Genomic DNA, 22605 nt, shown 5'->3' on the forward strand with positions numbered 1-22605 from the left:
TTAATAGTTTTTAGTTAGTTATAACAATCGTTTGAATGGCTTGTGCGCTTATTTCTACCTCTGCACTTTTACCGTCAAGCCTCAAACTAAATTGCTTCGATTGTTTTCCTTCATTAAAAATTACAACAGCTATGGAATCGTCTAGATTTTGAACGGCAGCTAGCATTAACTCCTTGTCCTCGCTTGTTGCCTCAATCACTTTAGCTCCTGGTCTCAAATATTTACTAAAGTGTGCCATTACATAATAAAGTGGTGTAAAATACACTTCATCTTCATTAGGGTCTACAATAACGGGAGCGATGCACCAATTTTTAAACCAATTTGGTCCTCCTTGTTTATCTAAGACCATGTTCCAGTCTACCCAACCGTCTACCCAATTATTTAGACATCCAATGATATCTCTTGCATAGCGATTAACTGGTGCATATTTTGGATGTAAATATTTATCTTTTTCTGGCGCCCAGGTCCAGCCCCAATCTGTAGCTTCCTTTTTCCAGTACCATTCGTCATCATTCCAGACAGGTATTTCTGCATCTACGCAGGCTTCTGACTGGATCAAAAGCTTATTAGGCGCTTTATGGTGTGCGTACTGCAACTCTTTCGGGAAATAATCAAATGTACTGGCGTACCAATGAATGGCTGTACCATCAAAGTACTTTGATGTTTCCTCATTTTTAAATTGCGAATCTACCCATTCTTTTAAATGTTCTCTGTTTTGATCGTAGCCTAAAATTTTTAAATCGCCTTTACCATCCGCTTCTAATTTAGGCCCTAAATGATTCATAACAAAGTTGGTCATTTCATCTGGTGAGTAATTCATACTTTCCCAATTATTTCCATTCCCTAAAGGTTCGTTCTCCACTGTAAAACCCCAAATATCTATACCCTCTGCTTTGTAAGCATCGACGTATTTTGAAAAGAACAATGCCCAAGTATCATAATACTCTGGTAGTAACTTACCACCAACCCAGTCCTTGTTATCTTTCATCCAAGGTGGTGCTGTCCAAGGTGAAGCAAAAATATTAAAGCCTTCTTTTGACACAGACAGAGCATCTTTTATAAATGGAATTAAATCGTCTTTATCTTCTTGGATGGTAAAATGCTGTAAATCTTTATCTCCTTCAACAGATGCATAAGAATATTGCCCTAATGAAAAGTCGCAAGAATTCATATGTGTTCTCGTTAAAGAATATGCGGCTCCAGATTCTCCAAAATAAGCTTCTATTATTTTGGCTCTGTTTTCCTTGCCCATTTTATTTAACAAGTATGCCGATGATTCTGTAAACGCACCACCAAATCCAGTTATAGTTTGGTATTTCTTTTCTGGATTTAAGTTAATCGCAGGGACATTCTCTGAACTAGCAAAATCTGCTAAAGGTGTTAATTTATTACCACTAGAAGATGTTTCATAAACCTCTACTTTTAATTGCTCTTGTTTTTCAGTACATGCCATAGTTAATAGAGCTAAAAAGAAGATTAAAAGATATTGGTGTAGTCGTTTCATAATCTGTTCGTATAGTACTTCTAATTATCAGTTGGAATTTCTTCGGTTGATAGCGGTACTAACACATCCTTCATCATTGCCTCTTTGTCGCCACCATAGGTTTTGGTAATCTCATTTCCGTTTCTGGTTAGACCTTTAAATGTGCCCTTATCCACCTCATCCCAAAGCACATATTTTGCTTTTCCATCTACCTTAAACAATCCGAAGTGTTTTTCAGAGTTCCCTGAATTTTCTCCACCTTTCCAGGGCTCGTCAAAACCTTCAAAATAGAAACAAGACAAACCAGCCTCATTGGTCCAATCGCGCATGTGTTTGTAATACAATGCTTCTTTATATTCATCGCATGCTCTAGAACCATCGGCTCCATAATGACCATCTGAAAAACTTGCCCATCCGGTCTCACCAATATGTATCGGTTTATTTTCACCAAGGCTTTCCATATACTTTTTTACACTTGCGTACTGCGCTATCGCATAGGCTTTTGCCCTTAGCATCGATGAATCAATTTTCTCTAAATCCGTCATATCCTCATCTGCAAATGGTTTTTGCCAAAACTCTGGTTGATAATGCGTATCGTGCATGGGATAGGTATGCATTGAAATAAAATCTACAGCTTTTATTAATTTATTTAAATCTTCCACATGGTACTCATCGCCACCACCTCCCCAAGAGGCAAAATTATCTGAACTCGTAATCCATAAATCCTTTGAGAGCTTACCTTCTTTCTTCAATTCTTGAAGATAGTTAACCCACTTAAGAATAATGTTAGGCTCAACGTAATAACTCGCAGCCCATTTTACCATCGCCTCGTTACCTACAGCAATTATTTTAATAATATCTGGGTACTTGTTTGCTAAGGCCACTGCCCTTTCTATCTCTGCCGGGTTTTCTTCATTTTCTAGGCTATGAATTGGTTCTCCATCTCCTGTATTAAATGAATTTTTACAGTCAACCCATGCACCCAACATAACGTACATTTCAAAATTTGGGTCATCTTTTTTCATGTCACTAATAACTTTCACCAAATTCGCAGCCTGTGGTTTAAGCAATTTATATGTGCGAATTAACTTCACTCCCATTGCGGAGAGTAGTTTCATATCCTCCTTAAGCTCCTCTGCTGTCGGTTCGATACTATGGTCTGCATATCGGTAGCCACCATAAGACATGGCAAGATATTTTGGATTACCCAAAATATCTTCTGCTGTTAATTGGCTTTTTGTCTGCATCTGCTCTTTTGATTTGGATTTTTGGTTACAGGACCAAATAAAAATCGACAAAATTACTGTTATAAAAATATGTTTACTCAATTTCATGATTTAGTCTTTATGTGTTCTTTTATCTCTTTATGTTCAGAAATCAAATTCCATTTAAATTTATTTAATTAGGTGTCTAGATATTTTATCTGCCTGCAAATATTTCGAACTCTAAAGGAGGGACTAAAACATCTTTTAAAAGTTCATTTTTATCGCCATTATAAGTTTTGCTTATAAGATTCCCATCTCTAGTTAAGCCTTCAAAAACACCCTTATCTACCAAATCCCAGATTGGATACTTTGCTTTACCGTCTATTGTAAAAAGACCAAAATGATTTTCTGATCCATTGATATTTTGTGAGTCCTTCCATTGTTCGTTGAAAGCTTCAAAATAAAAGCAAGTAATACCAACTCTATTGGTCCAACGTCTCATTAGTTTATAGTATAAGCCTTGTTTATACTCGTCCGTAGCTCTAGACCCACTTGGGCCATAATGTCCATTAGAAATGGTTGCCCAACCTGCTTCTCCAATATGAATTGGCTTATCAACGCCTAATCTTTTAACATAACTCTTAACAGCTTCGTATTGCTCCTGAGAAAAACGCACTGAGCGCTCCATAGTCATCTCTATTTTTGTTGCATTTGGGATATTTTTATGCGCATCCGGCACTGCCCAAAACTGAGGATGATAATGAGAATTATGATATGGATACGTATGCATAGATATATAATCTACAGCCTCAATTAACTTGTCTAAATCCTCGACGTGATATTGACTATCACCACCTCCCCACGACGAAAAGTCATCAGAACTTGTTATCCAAAGGTCTTTGGAAAGCTTCCCGTTTTTCTTTAAACTTTGCAAATGGTTTACCCATTTTAAAATAACCTCTGGCTTTACGTAATAAGAAGTCGCCCATTTTACCATCGCCTCATTACCAACAGCAATGATTTTGACAATGTCTGGATACTCGTTTGCTAATGCAACAGCTCTATCAATTTCACCAGCATTATTCGGGCTTTCAACGTCGTGATTTGGTTCTTTCTCTGTCCATGCGTTTAAGCAATCTATCCATGCCCCTAACATCACGTACATTTCGAAATTAGAATCTTCTTTTTTAAGTTCCTTTATGGCTTTTAAAATATTAGAAGCATGAGGTAACTTAGGCTGAACATTATACGTTCTAATCACCTTTATACCCATTGCAAATAAGATTTTTAAATCCTCCTTCAATTGTGGTACAGTAGGCTGGATATCCCTTGTTTTTTCGCGATAACCACCATATGAAATGGCCTGATAATCTGGATTTCCTAATATGTCTTTAGCTGTCAATGCTTTACTAATTTGGGTTATAGACTATGCGTCTTTTCTTTACTTACAAGACATCTCAATAAAAACTAAAGCTGTTAGCTTATTTCGACATCTTTTTTGATTTGAATTATTTTATTTTAAATATCCCTTGTCAATAAATACCTTAATATACTCAATCTCTCCTTTTCTATTAAATAAGGAAGAACTTAATGCATTATTTAATACAAGGTCATTAGATGATTCGGTTAAATCTGTTTTTAATTTAATCCTTAATGCTTTGTTGTCTGATGTCTCATAAATTACAGGCACTTGACAATATGTAAATGCTAATTGATTAGGTTGTAACTGAACTGAAGCTTGTTGGCCGTTAACATCAACATAATTGAATTGCTCTGATTCTGACAAAAATTCTTCACTTCGTAGCATGCAGGGATCAAAATAAAGGTGCCCATCATTGACAAAAACACCAAGCTCACCAAACCTCGATAATATATCTTCTTTAACTTGACCAGTCATTCCTGGTTGTTGCGCTCCCTTACCATAAGGCGTATGAGAATAAGGATCTGTTGGAAATGCTCCATAAAGCTGAGGTGATTTGTGAACACCTATACCTTCATTAATTTCATAATAATGCTCTAAAAGCTTACCTACAACAACTTCGTCCTCATTTTCACTTATAGCTTTTAAGCAACATTCTAAAACTGCCAATTGTAGTTTTGATACCATGTGCCAATAGATAGATCCTAAACCTTCATATCCATAGAAGGTTCCTGACCGACCTGTGAATGCCTTATGATTAAAAACACCCTCAAAAATCCTTAGCACTTTGGTTCTTTCTTTACTAGCTAAACTGGCATACTTACCATCTTCAAGATTGTTTAAGGCTACTTTTACATCTTCTGCATTTTTAAAATTACCATTGAAATGGTATTCTCCGTTAACATCTTTATTTATTAGTTGACGATTATCATCTTCTAACAACTGCTTAAACAATTGGGATTCTTCTATAGCAGAATCAGGAATTATATTGCGCTCCATAAAGCCTTTAAGGTCTTTATTTGGATAAAGAATATAACTGTACTGGTCTGGTCTAAATAGACTGCTTTGCTTTAATCCATCTAGCACTTTTAAATTTTCACTTGAAGATAAATATCCAGAACTTAATACCGCTACTTGGCCCTCTAGCATTTCATCTAAATAAGACACCGAAACAGAATTATCCTCATTAACTGTAATTAGATTGTAAGCATGATACATATTGTCTTCACGCTTGTTAGCCTTAATAGCATGTTCTAAATGCTTTAATGCTGATGTTGTAAAATCCTTTAGTTCTGTTAAACTTATAGTGGTTTTATCTCCTGTAAATGCTTTTTCATAAATACGATATCTATAGGTGCTTCCTGCTTCTCCTAAAAGGTCCATTATGGACTTTCTGTCTTTATCACTTATGGATGAAGCTAAGAGTCCTTCATTTGACATCAATGCGGATTTAATAGCACTAAAAAACTCGCCTAACTCTTTCGATACTGAAACCTTCTCGGACGAAGCCTCATTAAACACACCTTCAAAGAATTTTAAAAACCGTCTTAAATAGTAAAGGGTCACCATTGATACACCATTACCCACTAAGGCATTGTTGGCATCGTTCCATTCTGGACGTTGGGTATTCATCCAAATTCCTGCTTCGGGAACAAAATTTGATAATTTTGATAGTGTCGTTGCGAGGATTTTCTCCATGAAATTTGCCCTAACAATGTCTCCATTACTGGTACACAACAAAGCTCCATCAGCCCCTAATTTATTCCTTTTTGCCCTGATTTCTTTATCTAATTCATCGTCAAACTCTATAGTATCCTTAGGATTTTGTAATATCTTTTCATACGATTTGATCCTGTATGGCACATTGGCGTAAACGAAAATATCTCTTGTAAAGAAACTGGATAATTTCCCTGGTTGATGATTTTCAATAATCTCAAGGAACTTTTGTAAATAAATTATTTGATGGTCTCCCCAATATCCAATGTACGACCAAGGATCATCTGGCTCACTAATTTCCCAGTCAAAACCACCTTTTGTAACACGGTATGGGTTATAACCATCAAAAGTGGAAGCGTTCAAGAATTTATGAATCATATTCTCAATATACTCTGGATAGGAGTGCACAAGAGCTTCCCAGTTTTGAAAAATGTCTCTCCAATTCCCTTCGTAATCTAAAATTTTTGAACCATCTACTTCGCTTCTGGTATTGATTGAAAATTTATTCCATGGTCTACTAGGGTCGCCATGCCTTCTACTAAACTTTAGCGGCATATACTCCAAAGTCAACCTACTAAAATCTGGATCACTGGAATCATTAGCAATCTCTTTTAAGTTGGCAAGACTAATTTTTTCCGCAAGACCATCAATAACATCATTGTGCTTTTTCACAACATCTTTATTGGCATCCCTAAGATACTTTTTAAAGTCCCATTTTTCAATAGTGTAGCCATCATCAAAAATGCCACCACGCATTATATTAAACAGGGTATTGGAAAAATGTCTTGTATCTCTGAAATTATCTGAAGTTAGCTGAATACCATCTGATGCTGCATTAAGAGCGATCAGTTTTTTTGTACCAAGTGCAATGTTTTCTTGTACTTTTTTCCAAAGACCTGAATCCTCTTTTATAGCTTTTGACAGGCTCACAATATCTGATTGGTCTTGGTTTACATTGGTAACAAGGCACCATTCTTTAGTTTCATCTTTAGAAAGACTAACCGTCTCATTAACAAAATAAGCGCCTTTCTCAGCCTTTATATCCGTTTCTTGTTGTATGGATTTAAAAGCTCTAAAACGCTCTAGTTGAAGGGATGATAATAAATATGATGGTGATTTAAGCCCAAGAGACCAAGCAACATTTGCTTTGAGAGCTTCACTTGGTTCGGCCTTATCTACAATAATGGCGCTTAAGGCGAAGATGCCAATACCTGAACCTTTAACTAATTCTGTACGTTTATATGCATCCACCAAATTACTACTTGCATTTTGGAGGGCACTACTAACACCAAACGGTAGAACGTTTTGTATACCATCTAGTATGTTAATTTCTACATCAGCATCTGAATGGTTTAGTAATCTAGACGTTTTTACAAACCCATACAAATTACTAGATGACCACTCGTATCTAAAGGACAATTCTAAATCTAGATTTATCTCCTCAAATATTATAGCGTTGCCATATACACTTTTATACAAGTTTCGTCTTACCTTATATTTATCTTGATACCGAATTGAAAAGGGTTCCCAAATATATTGCTTATCACTTTTTGTTACCTGAAAGATTGATTTAGCTCCAGTGATTTCCGCCGATTCGGTAATTTTATCATCTGAATAATATGGGAATATTGAGTATTCTGCATTTTTTCGGCCTGCAGTTAGCCCTCCATTGCTTGAGATAAACATCCAATGATTAGAATCACTTACAATACTCATAAAAAATGGACGCATTGCGTCACTGTTGGAGATTTTGAAGAAGTCCTGATTGTTTATGCCAACCTTTTCCAAAGTTACTTGCTTTTCAGCAGATTTTAAATCTTCTATGTCAACGGCCATTGTTATCTTTTAATTCTTTTTAACTTAATTTAAAAATCTAAAGCCAAAATTGCGGCTCTAATTATAAAGTTAGAGCCGCAATGAAATTTTAAGTTATATTAATTACTGTTGTATGATATCATCAAAATAATAAACGTCTCCATCACAGGGTGCGTTTCTTTCAAAATAAATAATCATACTTTTAAAAGTACCTGTTACACCAGTAAAGTCGAATGTTAATTCTTGCCATTCCCCTACTTCTGTGATTGTGGCTACACGATCAAAAGCAGGATTTACATCAGGAAAAGGCATAAACTCTAATCTTAACGTAACTTCTGTTACCTGAGTTTCTGCCAAAACTTTCATGGTAAATATTTTGCTCGCATCTGGATTATTAAAATCAAGTGCCGTATTTAGTTCTTTACCAAGCCCAGCAAAAGTGAAACATCCAGGAATTTTTTCGAAGCTATGCACATTACAACTTGAGTTTACTGCATCTTCCAAAGGATTTTGAACAATGCCTCCTCCAGTATTACCAAAAGCATCAAATAGTGTATTTGCATTAGACGTTTTGAATGTCCAATTTAAATTGCCATTCGCTGGGTCAATATTCTCGTCAATTTCACAGTCAATGACATAAGTTTGCTCAAATATTGCTGAATTACCGTTTTTGTCAAATGCCGTTAATCTTACGGTATACGTTCCATTATCAAATTGTTGTGTAGGATCAGAAATCGTAGTGGTTAATCCGTTATCAAAATCCCACAAGTAACTTTGGGCATCATTTGATACGTTTATAAATTCTATAGTTGAGCCCGTTACCGTACTTACAAATCTGGCCTCCAAATTACTTTGTACTACAACTTCCTTAGGTTCACAGGAAATTATTACTAAGGTCATTAAGAAAACACCCAGTATATTGATTCTATTTTTTAAAAATATCATGCTCTTTTAATTTTTTTAGTTATAAACTCTAACGTAATCAACAAACATTCTTTGCGGAAATACAGTATCTGCATTTGGAGCACCGGGTAAATCACCACCCACTGCAATATTCATTATAATATAAAAAGGACGATTAAAAACCCACTCACCTGGATTAGTGATACCATCTTTTTCTATAGCTTCTTCTGCCGTTATTTCAGGTGTTATCTGCTGATACAAATCCCCATCAACATAGTAATTGATAAAATCTGGTCCCCATTCTATACCAAAAACATGAAATCCTGTATCAAAACGGTCGTTCCCAAGGTCGTACTCCTTAGAGATTGAATCACCACCATTGTAACCTGGACCATGAGCACTCCCAAAAATTACTGTTGGTGCATCGCCTAAGTATTCCATTACATCAATCTCACCACATTGTGGCCACGGATTTTCGTCACAATCGTTACCTAATAGCCAAAAGGCAGGCCAAATACCTTTACCTAACGGAAGACGCATTCTAGCTTCAAATCTACCATATTGCTGGTCAAAATTAACTTGGGTCGTTAATCTTGCAGAGGTATATTGGTTCGCGCCTACTTGTCGTGCAGTTATGACCAAAAGACCATTCTCTACACTAACATTATCTGGACTATCTGTATAAACCTGTAACTCATTATTTCCCCAACCTGCTGGAAGGCCTTGAGCTGTACCATCGCCAAGGTCATATCCCCATAAATCTGGGTCAGGAGCTCCGTCGACATCAAACTCATCAGACATTACTAAATTGGTTAAATTAGCTACTTTCTGCGTTTCATCTACTTCACAGTTGGTTACCAATAAGGTACCACCAACCAAAAAGGAGAAGGCAATTATCGTGTTTAAAAACTTTCTTTGTTTCATCTTATCTTTCAATTTTTTAATGTCTTTTAATTATTCGTTATAATAATATACGTTGTCTACCCAAATATCGGAGATTGTTCCATCTGAAATAAAGAACAACTGTCCAAGACTGGTGAAATCAATATTTCCTGAGAAACTTGATAATGGAATATCTAATACTGTCCATCCATCTTCATTCATATTATCCATTAAAGCTGTGGAATTCAATAGAAAAGATCCGCTAGCCGTTGGCCCAGAGAAGGTACCGCTTTCCATTTCTAACCTAATAAAGTCTCCTGGCTCAATATCCTCACGCACAAAAATATCAACATGTAAATGCGTTGCTGCACTTACATCTACATTAGGTACGGATTCGTACATTCCTATACTTACGAAATTAAGTGCTGTATAATTTATAATATTATCTGGTGAACCATCTGGATATGGCACTTGTAAATCAACATTGTTTGGGTCTGCGCCAGCACCCCCTTGGGTGGTCTGGAATGGCAAAAAGAAGCCATTATAATGTCTCACAGGCACATTGGTATACGAATCACTAAACAGAGAAACAACATTAGTTGCATTCTGTGCCGGTATGGGCGCATGTGGAAATATTCCATTTGATGTTACTGTTAATGATCCATTTGCCCCAAAACCTTCAAGAGAAGCAGTTATTGTTGTAGTTCCAGACAATCCAATTACCTCAACGTCACCATCTGCATTAACATCAGCAACGGAGGGATTAGATGACTCATAATCAAAATATGCGGCTGATAGATTCATAGAGATATTTTCTCCTGTTGATCCTAAATTTACTGTGTGAGCAACTCCAGAAACACCGAAAGCCGTATCAATAAATTCGTCACGCATAATCTCTTGACCTTCAAAAATCTCAGCACCCACTGTTAAATTTGTACCTAATTTTTCGAATCTAATTTCATCTAACCAGAAGATCCACCCAATTTCATTTCCATTAGGTCCATCTCCTAAAATATCAAAACCACCAGCTGAGAATAAAAACATCCCCTTTTCTTGAACTAATTTTGAAGGGTCAGGAATTGGAACTATATACTTTTTCCAGTTAGTAGTTAATTGGATATCACTTCGGCTTGCAGGGTATCTATCATCTTCAAAATCTGTTCCAAAACCGACCTGACTTAAAGTCCCTGTCACAGAACCTTTTGCCCAGAATGTCAATGCATCATAACCTGTTAAATCTCTACCTTCGCCACGGTCTTTAAAAATACCACCTACAAAATTACCATCTGGATCGTTTGATGCTGGTACATCAATTCTAATCGAAGAAGTCCCTTCATAGGCTTCATTATCGTCGGTATCAAATGCCCCGGTATTTGCTCCACCAGCAGGATCGAATGAAATAAAGAACTCATCAGTAAGACCTACAGGGTTATCCGTATAGATATCTGCGGTATTGGGAAAAGTTGCTGGCACAGCTTGGTCCGTTAGGTCGCGTTCGCAACCAAAATTGAAGACTATTAATAATCCGAAGAGGACTATTGTTTTGCTTTTAACTAAATTAATATTTTTCATCATTTGCTTTATTTTTATCTTCCAATATTAATGTGTATATAAGTTCTTATCTCCCATTCCGAACCGTCAGGGAATCCTACCGGGCTCAATGCAGGCACTGGCGGAAACGTATTTGCCGGTACAAAAGTCGGCGCATATCTGTTGGAGAATTGGTCTAATGAACGCCAAGTTCCTCTCAATCCAATCGTTGTGTTTGGAAGAATAAACCAATCTGGCTTACCGAATGACGTAGAAATATCCATCATAAATTGTAAAGGGAACGTTAAGTTGAAATCCCTGTGATAATCAAAAGGACCCCAATCATTAATTTTAACGTGTGTTTCTAATTTCATCTTTTTATAAATAGCCCTGATATCACCACCAAAACGGTAAATTGTTCGGTCGCTATCACCATTAGCCTGTCCATTACCATAGTAGAAATTACCAATTATTCCTAAATCTGGTGATAATTTGGAAACCATTCTTGAGTGTACTTCCCATAAATCTTGTGCTGGCACCGAATTAGGGAAAGCAAAAAATTCACGAGTTGCTAAGAAACCAATATGTGCATCCATAGTTGTCGGTAAGTGTCTATACACAAATCCAAGATTCATGGCAAATTTTGCGTCTTCTGATCTGTCGTTGTCCCATTGGTACATCCACGTACCTGGAGTAGGGTCGTAGGTAAATAAAATTTCACCTGCAGTTGTTTCTCGGTTCCAATCCCTAACAGCAAATGGATCGTCGATAACATTTCTTAATCGTCCTGGCGCAGCACCACCATCCGGCATAGCATCCACTAATGGTTTTTGCCACATAAAGTTTGGTGCTATTTGGAAATTATCAACGGAGTACGTAAAACCAGTTAAGAAATTAGTTAGGTTTCCGCTTCCTGTATCTTTTAGTTTCCAACCCGTAAAGGTCTGTGTGGCATCAAAACCCCCATTTGCAACTAATCCCATTATTGCCCCTTGGCCATACCAATTGAATTTACCACCTTCATAAGTTACCTTAACCTTACCTCCAAAATTATCGTTGGCTTCTATTTTATCGACAAATACTTGCCCATCTTTAACATCTTGGAAGGAACTTCCGTTTAATGGACTACCTGCCCAAATACCACCAAGCGTTACGCCAAACTTACCAAACTCACGATTAATGGCAATTGACGCCCGTTCTGTAGGCCATGCTGGGATAATACCACTTCGCACCTGATTTTGGTCTAAAACTCGACGTCCTGTGTCATCAAATCGTAATTCTGTTTCCACGTCTCTATGATAGATTGCAGCAACGTCATAGTGACCTAATTTCTTACGGTATTTAAATAACATTGTTGGGTTTGCTCCCCACCAAAGCTGTGGACCAAAGGCTGCTTTTAAACCTTCTAAATCTCCTTTTCCATCAATTTCTGCTCCAAATATCTCCCCTCCATAAATATCTAAATTAGGACCATAGTTAGCTTCTGGGTAAAATCCAAAGAAATCCCCTTCATACTGCCAGTGGTAATGTCCTGTACGGTAGAAAGCTCTTACGTCAAAATCCTTGGCATTCCATTCTGCTTCTGCCTGATAGATATTTAATCTGTTAACATCTGGCAGTGTAACATCGCCTTGGCTCGTTGGCACTGTAATAACTCTTGCTCTATTTTCGTAAAATATTTCATCTATAGGGTTAAGTGCAACTTTACCAATAAAGTTGAACACTACGTTAGCTCTAACATTTTCTGCAGGACTACCTTCTACACCCAAGAAATAAGATTGCATATGATCGAAACCTAATTGATTTGGAAATGACGTTGAGTTAGGGTCTGGATTTTCTGGAGTACTTATAAGTGTTCCCCCTGTATTAAATGTTGTGAATTTTGCCTGTAATTGACTAATTCTTAACATCTGAGAATCGCCTCCTGCCAGTGCAGCCTTATCTCCTCTTGCCCTCAACACAGCATCCATGATATTAATGTTGTTGAAATAATTCTCAACAAAATCTGCGGTCATCCCGTCATCATATGGGTTAAGCTGGTGTGCTTCCTTTAAAGCATAGTAAGAGGCTCTCGGATATAACTCATAAAGTCCTCTCTCATTTGTTGGTCCCTTAGCACATATACCAAACCACTCTTCATTCATATTATTTTGCCCTGGTGCCAAATCAATGGAATAACCACCATTTGTCCAAGAGGCATTGTTATCATGTCTGTCTGCATTTTCTCTATCATCGAAACCATATTTCCACCATCCGTCACTGAATTGGAAAGTGAATCCACCTATTGAAATTCCGGATTTTCCTAAACCTGCAGCATTTTGGTAAATTTCTTTCCAATTCCCCAAATTGTAATAGGCCTGCATTTTTTGGTCTTCTTTATTTTCTTTAGCGTTATATGAATCTGATCCAAACTCCGTAAATACTAATGCCATATCTAGTTTATCTTTTACAGTATCAAACATATCCGTAAACGAAACTCCCCTATAGGTATTGGTACCATATATATCAATGTCTGGACACTCCTCAGCAATTATATCTATGAATAAAACATCCCCATTACATAAAGCCACAGGACGATCTGGGTCTATAGCCTTCATAGCTTTCGCGGCATCATTCATTAATTTATACATGGGCCTACCACGTTTTTCTCCAATGAATTGCTTTTGTTGATCATCGTCTGGAAAATCTTCCGTCTCTGCACCCTGCCAGAACAAACCATAATTATTCTCATTACCGAGTAAATAGAATAGTAGTCCTGGTGTACCTTTATATTCCTCTGCTAATTGGGTTACTTCCTGCATCAAGAACTCTGATGTCACTGGGTCATCATAAATTGTTACCGGAGTCCATACACCGTTCAGGGTCAATCCATACCTCCCAAATGAATGGTTGAGCATGGTGTAAATCCCGTAATTCTCATAAATGTACTTGATCCATCTCGCTGGCACACCTGTGTACTGGCGTATTACGTTAACTCCCATATTCTTTAAGAGTGGCATTTCTATATCTAGGCCAGCCTTAATAATGTCATCTGATTTTTCCCAGAATTTTGCATCTACTGTATTTGTTCCGATTGGAATGTAATCCCAGTTCATACCATTTATCATAAATTCTTTTCCATCAACAAGTAATTTCTTGCCGTCAGTATCTTTTGACACACGAACATTTGATTGGGAAAAAACTAGTGAAAGGCTGAACATAAAAGTTAGCGCAAATAGGTGTTTTCTCATAGTTTTAGTTTTTAATTATTTGAAGTTAGTTAATGGTGAGGCTTAAATGTAAAACTAAATTGAATCTTAAAATTATCACAATATTATTACACAACAAAAAACATACACAATAAAAAATAGTCTGATTTTTTGTCAAATTCGCAATAAGGCGCTGAATTTCTTAGGATTATGCAAAAAATAACGATGGTTAAATTTTAGTGTTAAATTTAGAATTGTAGTGGTAATGTATAGGGATTTAGACCTAATTACAGCTCTAAAATATAGTTTGTTAAGCTCTTATCATGATCCAATCCCATTTTCTTACGCAAACGATATCGCTTCACTTCTACACTCTTATGAGAAATATTTAATAAAGGTGCAATTTCCTTTGAAGACAAGTTCAACCTTAAATACGCACAGAGTCTTAAATCATTTGGTGTAATTGAAGGGTGTAATGTTTTTACACGCTTCATAAAATCTTTATCTACATTATTGAAGGCTTCTTCAAATAATTTCCAGTCATTACTATCATTAAGGTTATTATTAATTAATCTTATTACTTTTTTAGTTTCTTCAATAGATTTGATTTTGGACAATGCAGTTTTAATGTCGTTTAGCAATTCATTTCTTTTAACCAAATTCATTGTAGCTATACCGAGCTCGCGATTTTTATTTTCTATATCGAGTTTAAGGTTTTCATTTTTGAATTCCATCAGCTGCTTTTGATTCTCTAATTTCTCCAATTCACGTTCCTGTTCCTTTTTTTGGAGCAGTTTATTCTTCTGTTTCTTATAATATTGCCTATTAGCATAATGCATAATAAAGCCGATAAGCAAAAAAGCCATTATATAGAATGCTATTGCTAAAGGTTTTAAATACCACGGCTTGTCAATTGAAAAGCGATAGGACAAAGTATTAATAGTGTCAGTATTGCCTACTTTAGCTCTTGCCTGAAATATATAGTTGCCATATGGTAAATTCTCAAATGTCACTTCTGGACTTGTAGACCAATCGCTCCAACTATCATACAAACCAACAAGTTTGTATTGATATTGTTTGTGGCTATATTCATTGAAAATTGGCACGCTGTATGAAAAGCTGATGTTGTTCTGGGCGTTTGACAATTTAGGACTTTCATTTACTGTCAGATATTTTTTTGGATTTTGACCTACGTATGAAGCAATGGAGTTGAATGTTATTTCATTCTGTGGCGTTTCAATTTTGGCCAGGTCTAAAATAAAATACCCTGTTGTGGTACCAATTAAATATTTTTCATTTTTAAGGTGAAGAATATTCTCAAATCCTGCTTTATTCTTTCTTAAATCTTCCGGAATGGCTATACTATTTAAATCAGGTTTTTGGGTCATCTGGCCAGGCTCTATATATACAATATCATTTTTTGTAAATGCCCAAAGTCTATTTTTGGTTTTATCTGCAATTAGTTTGCCTGAGAGATATTTACTATTGCTCAACTCTTTACTAAATATCGAGTCCTTTTTAAAATCTCTTTGAGCAGAATCGAACTTAAAAACCCCTTCACCAAAAGCATACAAAACCTCACCATCATAAGTTGTTATGCTCGATTTAATACCTGCGGGTAAATTCAGTTTTTCATAATTGGTAACATTAAAAAGGCCTTGGTCTATTTTTATTTGATAAATCCCTTTGTACTCATGGCTGACCAAGACTTCGCTGTCACTAGTAAACTCAAAATATCTTGAAGAAATATCAAATCCTTCTAACTTATTTCTATATACCCACGAACCTCCATTTCGCTCAAGTATATGCAATCCTTTATAATTACCTTGTAATAATAAGTTAGTATTAGATGGTATCTGCTTAACTCCCCATGTACCTTTAATACGAGATATTAATTTAGCGCTATCATTCTCAATAATAAAGGTGCCATTATCATGACCACAAAGTACTATCCCCTCGATACTATCTAAACTCCACACTTGGCCATTAGTGCCACTTACCATTTTAAATGCTGAAGTATCATCTCTTTTCTTATAAAACAAACCTTGATTTGTCCCTAAATAAAGGTAATTTCCAACTACAATAGATGTATATATTGTTCCTAATTGACCAAGCTTATCCGTATAAACCCTAAAAGGTGATTTGAGATTAATTACATTGATTCCATTGTCCAAACCTAACCATACATTACCATCGATATCTTCAAACAAAGCTAATACCGTATTGTTACTTAATCCTTTAAATTGGTCGATTTCCAATAACAACTCACCGTCTTCACTTATTTGAATAATTCCGTTTGAGATTGTACCAATAATTATTGTTCCGTCAGCTAATTTTATACCACTGTATACTGTTCTCTCCTTCAAGAGCCTATTAGCGCCAATACTATTTTCTTGTGGGTCTTTATTTGAATACTTAAGTAACCCATTATCTTTTGTTAAAAGCAGAAGATTCCCTTGCTGATTAAAAATATTTATTATTTCATTGAATCCAAATGCATTAGATGGCACCTCCATAATGGCTTTGCCATTTTCTATTCTAAATATACCGAGACCTATTTCATGAAAATAAATATCGCTATTAACTTGAAATATTTTATTTATCCTTTTCCTAGCATCTATAATTTTAAATGACGAATTCTGGGTGTTAAAGATATATATCCTTTCAAAAGACTGAAAAATCACAAAGCCATCTACCTCTAGTATGCCCCAAAACTCCTCATCTTCTATAACAGGCACTGCATTCTCTTTAACAATTGAGGTGTACTGAAGCCTATTAGTTTCGTCCTTTTCCCAATAACCAAAGTCCATATAAGCACCAGTATAAATTAGTCTCTCAGTTGCTAATACAGAACGGATAATTGACTCGTTCGGGGAATTATATAGTTTCCAAGCATCTCCATTATACTCCAAGAGGCCTTTGTTATTAGCTAGGTAAATAAATTTTTCGGATGATTGAGAGATAGCCCAATTTTGATCTTCGGCACTATACTCTTGCGGTGTAAAAACTTGTATTGGCGGAATCTCTTGAGCGGTAACAAGGGTGACGTAAACTAGTAGAATAGACAGACAGACATTTTTCATTGACTTCTTTTTCACCTAAAACCTAAATTTCTTAATGAACATTTACAAAAGACAAAATATCAGTCGTAGCGATCATTGTTAAGTAGCTAATATATATAAATTAATGAATAGGTCAACTTTTGTAGTGGTGAGTTTTTCTATTGTAGAGGTATTTAAAAAACCAATAGCTTTACTTTAACGATAAAAGCAAATGACTTATTTTACAAGGATAATACAATAAAAAAAGCCGAAACTTTCGTTTCGGCTTTTCATTTGTACTGAAGGCGGGACTTGAACCCGCACGGCCATAATGGCCATTGGATTTTAAGTCCAACGTGTCTACCAATTCCACCACTTCAGCATCCAAGCTACAAACTGTAGCTTTATAAAAAATACTTTGTCGAGCGAAAGACGGGATTTGAACCCGCGACCCTCACCTTGGCAAGGTGATGCTCTACCCCTGAGCTACTTTCGCCTATGTATAATAATCGTATCGCTATAAAAGCGGTTGCAAATTTAAACTATTTCTAGTAAAAGCAAAGACTTTTTAAAATAAAAAATTGCATTTTAGGCTTGCTTCTTCTTTACAAGCATTCGTTTTATTTCATTGAGCTTCATTAAGGCTTCAACTGGAGTTAAGGTATCGATATCAGTGTGGAGTATTTCATCCTTTATCTCTTCAAGCAGGGGGTCATCAAGGTTAAAAAAGCTTAATTGCACATCGTCTTTAAGCGTTTTCACTTTATCTGTAAGTTCTTCGCTAGAATGTGATTTTTCTAATTTAGACAAGATTTTATTAGCTCGTCTTATAACTTGTTGCGGCATACCAGCCATTTTAGCCACATGAATCCCAAAACTGTGTTCACTGCCGCCTTCCACCAATTTGCGTACAAAAAGAACATTGTCTTTGAGTTCTTTTACCGCCACATTGAAGTTTTTAATTCGAGGAAAGGTTTCACTCATTTCATTCAGCTCGTGGTAATGTGTTGCGAATAAGGTTTTAGGTTTTGAAGGATGCTCGTGTAAATATTCGCTAATCGCCCAAGCGATAGATATACCATCGTAAGTACTTGTGCCTCGACCAATTTCGTCCAATAATACCAGGCTTCGTTCTGAAATATTATTAAGTATAGATGCCGTTTCATTCATCTCTACCATAAAAGTGGATTCGCCCATAGATATATTATCACTAGCACCAACACGAGTGAATATTTTATCTACCAAGCCAATACGCGCTTCTTTTGCTGGTACAAAACTTCCAATCTGAGCCAGCAACACTATTAAAGCGGTTTGCCTTAAAATAGCTGACTTACCAGACATGTTTGGCCCTGTAATCATTATGATTTGTTGCGTTTCTCTATCGAGATTCAGGTCATTGGCAATATAAGCTTCGCCAAGCGGCAATTGTTTTTCTATAACAGGATGACGTCCATCTTTAATTTCTAGTTCAAAGCTGTCATCAATCTGTGGATAGTTGTAATTATTGGATTTTGCCAAACTCGCAAATCCACAAAGACAATCCAATTGTCCAATCAATTGTGCATTCTGTTGTACTTTAATAATAAACTGATGCATCCAAAGCACTAACTCTGAGAACAATTGTTGCTCAATAGCTAAAATGCGTTCTTCAGCACCAAGAATTTTAGCTTCGTATTCCTTGAGCTCTTCCGTAATATATCTCTCAGCGTTCACTAAAGTTTGCTTTCTAATCCAATCTTCCGGAACTTTATCTTTATGTGAATTACGCACTTCGATGTAATACCCAAACACATTGTTTGAGGCAATCTTTAAGGAGGTTATACCTGTGCGTTCACTTTCGCGTTGCAACATTGCATCTAAGTAATCTTTTCCTGATTTGGACAAACCCCTAAGCTCATCTAGCTCTTGAGAAAAACCTTCTGCAATAGTGCTCCCTTTAAGGACGTTAACAGGTGCTTCTTCATTTAAAGTTTGCTTAATCTTTTCTCTAAGTAAATCGCAATTGTTAAGGTTTTCACCTATCACTTTTAAAGCACCATTATCACTGGCTCCAGCCATTGACTTAATAGGCACAATGGCCTCCAAAGAGTTTTTAAGCTGTATGACTTCTCTCGGACTCACCTTTGTTGTAGCTATCTTAGATATTAAGCGTTCTATATCTCCAATGTGTTTAATTTGCCCTTGTACCTTTTGAAGTACAACATCCTTATCTAACAAATACTGCACAACCTCGTGACGCTGTTTTATCTTATCGGCATGTTTTAAAGGCAAGGCCAACCACCGCTTTAAGGTACGTCCACCCATTGCAGAAATAGTCTTGTCAATAACATTGATGAGTGTCACAGCATTTACATTTGTAGAATGATATAACTCGAGGTTTCGGATAGTAAATTTATCCATCCACACATAATCATTCGCGGCAATTCTTGAGATTGTAGTAATGTGCTCCAATCTATTATGACGTGTTTCACTTAAATAATGCAACACCGCACCAGAGGCTACAATACCTTCGTATAAATCTTCAATTCCAAAGCCCTTTAGTGTTTTGGTATTAAAATGCTTAATTAAGATTTCATATGCATAATCTGCCTGAAACACCCAATCTTCCAGATAAAATGTGTGAAAATCATTTCCAAAAGTCTCGGCAAATTCTTTTCGACAATGCTTAGAAATTAAGACTTCACTAGGATTAAAATTCTGAAGCAATTTATCTACATATTCAGCATCACCTTGAGAGGTTAAAAACTCACCTGTAGAAATATCAAGAAAGGAAATACCAATGTATTTTTTATCGAAATGAACCGCACATAAAAAATTATTCGATTTTGAATGTAATATATCATCATTCAAAGCCACGCCCGGTGTCACTAATTCCGTGACACCGCGTTTTACGATTTTCTTGGTTTGCTTTGGATCTTCAAGTTGATCGCAAATCGCAACGCGCTCACCTGCTCTAACTAATTTTGGTAAATAGGTATTTAAGGAATGGTGCGGAAAACCAGCGAGTTCAGTTTCACTTTCACTGCCAGCACCTCGCTTTGTTAAAATAATATCTAAAATCTTTGCGGCTTTAACAGCATCGCTACCAAAAGTTTCGTAGAAATCACCTACTCTAAATAATAATAAGGCATCAGGATACTTTGCTTTAATAGCATTGTATTGCTTCATTAAAGGTGTTTCTTTTTTTACCTTTTTGGCCAAGAGAATTCAGTATTTTTGTTAAAATTGTAAGAATGCTAATTTACTTATAATTTGAGGTTTATTGAAGTCTAAAGCTTATAAGTTATTTACAGGTGTTAATAAAGATGATACCGCTAAATTCACTGACAAAGGCGGTCACTTCATAGGTACTCCTACGAATTATTCCCTCGAGGTGACCTTTGAGGTAACTAGTCTTTTTTAGAAGCAACAAGAAAAATGGCAAGAAAATTAAAAAATAGCGAACTAGCACGTTTAGATGTTTCAGAGTTTAAACAGGCCAAGAAGTCGCCAATTATTATTGTATTAGACAATATTAGAAGCCTAAACAATATTGGTTCTGTATTTAGAACTAGTGATGCGTTTTTAATAGAGAAAATTTATCTTTGTGGAATTACAGCACAACCCCCTCATAATGACATACGCAAAACTGCCCTTGGCAGCACCGAAACTGTAGATTGGCAATACTTTGAAAATACAACGGACATTGTTGATAAATTGAAGTCTGAAAATGTACAAATTTGCTCGATTGAACAAGCCAAAGAAGCCACAATGCTTTATGATTTTAAACCTCAGCCCAACACTAAATATGCTTTTGTATTTGGTAATGAGGTGAAAGGTGTATCTCAAAAAGTAGTTGACGCAAGTGATTTGGTGATTGAAATTCCGCAATTTGGCACTAAACATTCGTTAAATATTTCTGTAAGCGCTGGTGTTGTAATTTGGGATGTGTTTTCAAAGTTAGTAGTTAGTCGTTAGAAAATATTCATTTATATTATTTCGAGCGATAGAGGAGAAATCTCATAATTTTCTTTTATAAAATTACACGAGATGCCTCAATCGTTTGAGAATCCGGAATAAAAAGTTCTAATAAAAGAAAACATCGAAAAATCAAAAACACCTTGGCCAACCAAAGCGGTTATGACACAGATATATGAAAAGCATTTCTGGGGCGGAAACGATTTTGACTTTTATTCTGGTGAAGGGTCACACAATTCAAAAATTGTAAATCCCTATTTAGATTCGGTTGTTGCTTTTTTGAGTTCTCATAATAACGCCTTAACTGTTTGCGATTTGGGCTGTGGGGATTTTAATATCGGAAAACAACTCGCTCCATTCACTTCAAAATATATTGGTATAGATATTGTAGATGCGCTAATTGAAAGAAACAAGGGTCTTTTTATGGCGGACAATATAGAATTTGAATGCCTAAATATTGCTACTCATCAATTGCCAAGGGCTGATTGTGTTATCTTGAGACAGGTGTTGCAGCACTTGTCTAATGAAGAAATCAAGATGATCGTAAATAAGCTTATTGACTTCAAATATATAGTACTAACCGAGCACTTGCCTCTCGGCAATTTTGAACCGAACAAGGACATAATTACAGGACAAAGCATTAGATTGAAGCATAACAGCGGTGTTGATATTTTAGCACCACCCTTTAATTTAAAAATTAAAGAAGAAGTGATGCATCTAAATATTGTTCTAGAATCCAATAAAGATTATATTGTAACAAGAATATACAAATGTTTTTAAACGCTTTTCTGTAATCATTTTGTTAATTTAACGCTAAAGCTAAAGGTCTGTGATATAATATATTATGAGATTAGCGCTATTGACGCAGCTCTAATTGAATTTGACCAAAAACCTATAAATGGTTTGGTTATACATAACGACTGAAATTCAACTATTTTTTAAAATTAGGCGAGCACATTTATACTAAAAAAAAGTCGCTTAAGTAAGTTACCTAAGCGACCCGTAATTAGTAATGTGTTTTATTACAGTTTCACTGTAAGCCCAAGGCCACCTGTTGCACCTTGAGTATTTCCTCCTCCAAATTCCAAATAAATTCCCCATTTATCATTCCAAAACCATCGCCCTCCAACATGTAGTCCAATATCTAAATCATTATCTTTATTCCTATTGCCATTATAATAGGCATAACCAGCACCAGCGCCACCATAAACATCCCAGGCATCGTCATCTAATTCGAGTAAATTATCGAAATAATAATTTGCTTTCACCCCTAATATTAGCCAATCGATATCGAAGTTTGTTCCTGCAAAAGGAGCGATGGTAACATCTTCACTTACGGGAATTTCGTAGTTAGCACCAATAATACCAAAATTCAATTCGGTTCTTGCTTGACTAAACATTCGCGTTGTCGCAAATACTAATAGAAGTAATAAAGTAATTTTTTTCATAATGGATTGTTTTTAAA

13 protein-coding genes and 2 tRNA genes are annotated in these 22605 nt (G+C 36.0%); 2 read left to right on the forward strand and 13 right to left on the reverse strand.

Features of this window, described 5'->3' with window-relative positions:
- Window positions 1-10: 10 nt before the first annotated feature.
- The 12 genes from J4050_RS10150 to mutS all read right to left on the reverse strand — a co-directional run bounded on the left by J4050_RS10150 (window position 11) and on the right by mutS (window position 20384).
- A complete protein-coding gene (locus tag J4050_RS10150; protein WP_243878611.1) occupies window positions 11-1504 on the reverse strand; it encodes a glycoside hydrolase family 30 protein in 1494 nt (497 codons plus the stop codon).
- Window positions 1505-1524: 20 nt separating this feature from the next.
- Window positions 1525-2817 (reverse strand): glycosyl hydrolase family 17 protein, encoded by a 1293-nt coding sequence (locus tag J4050_RS10155; RefSeq protein WP_208154472.1) that lies wholly within the window; start codon window positions 2815-2817, stop codon window positions 1525-1527.
- An 85-nt stretch (window positions 2818-2902) separates the two neighbouring features.
- Window positions 2903-4111: a glycosyl hydrolase family 17 protein gene (locus J4050_RS10160; RefSeq protein ID WP_208154516.1), complete on the reverse strand. Its 1209-nt coding sequence runs from the start codon at window positions 4109-4111 to the stop codon at window positions 2903-2905.
- Window positions 4112-4201: 90 nt separating this feature from the next.
- Window positions 4202-7660 carry a 1,3-beta-D-glucan phosphorylase, GH149 family gene (locus tag J4050_RS10165; protein WP_208154473.1) on the reverse strand — a complete coding sequence of 1153 codons (3459 nt, stop codon included), beginning with the start codon at window positions 7658-7660 and terminating at the stop codon, window positions 4202-4204.
- 102 nt (window positions 7661-7762) lie between these two features.
- Entirely contained in the window at window positions 7763-8584 is an 822-nt protein-coding gene (locus tag J4050_RS10170) for a PKD domain-containing protein (RefSeq protein ID WP_208154474.1), read from the reverse strand.
- A gap of 15 nt (window positions 8585-8599) precedes the next feature.
- Complete coding sequence (locus tag J4050_RS10175) at window positions 8600-9466, reverse strand: glycoside hydrolase family 16 protein (protein ID WP_208154475.1); 867 nt, start codon at window positions 9464-9466, stop codon at window positions 8600-8602.
- A 30-nt stretch (window positions 9467-9496) separates the two neighbouring features.
- Window positions 9497-10999: an immunoglobulin-like domain-containing protein gene (locus J4050_RS10180; RefSeq protein ID WP_208154476.1), complete on the reverse strand. Its 1503-nt coding sequence runs from the start codon at window positions 10997-10999 to the stop codon at window positions 9497-9499.
- Between the two features lie 11 nt (window positions 11000-11010).
- Window positions 11011-14184 (reverse strand): glycoside hydrolase family protein, encoded by a 3174-nt coding sequence (locus J4050_RS10185; protein WP_208154477.1) that lies wholly within the window; start codon window positions 14182-14184, stop codon window positions 11011-11013.
- Between the two features lie 245 nt (window positions 14185-14429).
- Entirely contained in the window at window positions 14430-17225 is a 2796-nt protein-coding gene (locus J4050_RS10190) for a helix-turn-helix and ligand-binding sensor domain-containing protein (RefSeq protein WP_208154478.1), read from the reverse strand.
- Between the two features lie 255 nt (window positions 17226-17480).
- Window positions 17481-17565, reverse strand: a tRNA-Leu gene (locus J4050_RS10195).
- A 42-nt stretch (window positions 17566-17607) separates the two neighbouring features.
- Window positions 17608-17679, reverse strand: a tRNA-Gly gene (locus J4050_RS10200).
- A 92-nt stretch (window positions 17680-17771) separates the two neighbouring features.
- Window positions 17772-20384 carry a DNA mismatch repair protein MutS gene (gene mutS, locus J4050_RS10205; protein ID WP_208154479.1) on the reverse strand — a complete coding sequence of 871 codons (2613 nt, stop codon included), beginning with the start codon at window positions 20382-20384 and terminating at the stop codon, window positions 17772-17774.
- A gap of 216 nt (window positions 20385-20600) precedes the next feature.
- Between mutS and J4050_RS10210 the strand changes: the two genes are divergently transcribed.
- Together J4050_RS10210 and J4050_RS10215 are read left to right on the forward strand one after the other, a co-directional pair.
- Window positions 20601-21140, forward strand: coding sequence for an RNA methyltransferase (locus J4050_RS10210; RefSeq protein ID WP_208154480.1), 540 nt, complete (start codon window positions 20601-20603; stop codon window positions 21138-21140).
- A 162-nt stretch (window positions 21141-21302) separates the two neighbouring features.
- Window positions 21303-21920 (forward strand): class I SAM-dependent methyltransferase, encoded by a 618-nt coding sequence (locus tag J4050_RS10215; RefSeq protein ID WP_208154481.1) that lies wholly within the window; start codon window positions 21303-21305, stop codon window positions 21918-21920.
- 242 nt (window positions 21921-22162) lie between these two features.
- Here J4050_RS10215 and J4050_RS10220 read toward each other — a convergent pair whose 3' ends face one another.
- On the reverse strand, window positions 22163-22588 hold the full coding sequence (locus J4050_RS10220; protein ID WP_208154482.1) for a hypothetical protein: 426 nt from the start codon (window positions 22586-22588) through the stop codon (window positions 22163-22165).
- Window positions 22589-22605 lie beyond the last annotated feature (17 nt).

This window comes from Winogradskyella pelagia (assembly GCF_017581965.1).
In the GTDB taxonomy this organism is placed as follows: Bacteria; Bacteroidota; Bacteroidia; order Flavobacteriales; family Flavobacteriaceae; genus Winogradskyella; species Winogradskyella pelagia.

What these genes read in the sequence shown, in the direction of transcription:
- J4050_RS10150 (WP_243878611.1), bottom strand. Translation starts at nt 1,504, where the DNA reads ATGAAACGACTACACCAATATCTTTTAATCTTCTTTTTAGCTCTATTA.
- J4050_RS10155 (WP_208154472.1), bottom strand. Translation starts at nt 2,817, where the DNA reads ATGAAATTGAGTAAACATATTTTTATAACAGTAATTTTGTCGATTTTT.
- J4050_RS10165 (WP_208154473.1), bottom strand. Translation starts at nt 7,660, where the DNA reads ATGGCCGTTGACATAGAAGATTTAAAATCTGCTGAAAAGCAAGTAACT.
- J4050_RS10170 (WP_208154474.1), bottom strand. Translation starts at nt 8,584, where the DNA reads ATGATATTTTTAAAAAATAGAATCAATATACTGGGTGTTTTCTTAATG.
- J4050_RS10175 (WP_208154475.1), bottom strand. Translation starts at nt 9,466, where the DNA reads ATGAAACAAAGAAAGTTTTTAAACACGATAATTGCCTTCTCCTTTTTG.
- J4050_RS10180 (WP_208154476.1), bottom strand. Translation starts at nt 10,999, where the DNA reads ATGATGAAAAATATTAATTTAGTTAAAAGCAAAACAATAGTCCTCTTC.
- J4050_RS10185 (WP_208154477.1), bottom strand. Translation starts at nt 14,184, where the DNA reads ATGAGAAAACACCTATTTGCGCTAACTTTTATGTTCAGCCTTTCACTA.
- J4050_RS10190 (WP_208154478.1), bottom strand. Translation starts at nt 17,225, where the DNA reads ATGAAAAATGTCTGTCTGTCTATTCTACTAGTTTACGTCACCCTTGTT.
- J4050_RS10210 (WP_208154480.1), top strand. Translation starts at nt 20,601, where the DNA reads ATGGCAAGAAAATTAAAAAATAGCGAACTAGCACGTTTAGATGTTTCA.
- J4050_RS10215 (WP_208154481.1), top strand. Translation starts at nt 21,303, where the DNA reads ATGACACAGATATATGAAAAGCATTTCTGGGGCGGAAACGATTTTGAC.
- J4050_RS10220 (WP_208154482.1), bottom strand. Translation starts at nt 22,588, where the DNA reads ATGAAAAAAATTACTTTATTACTTCTATTAGTATTTGCGACAACGCGA.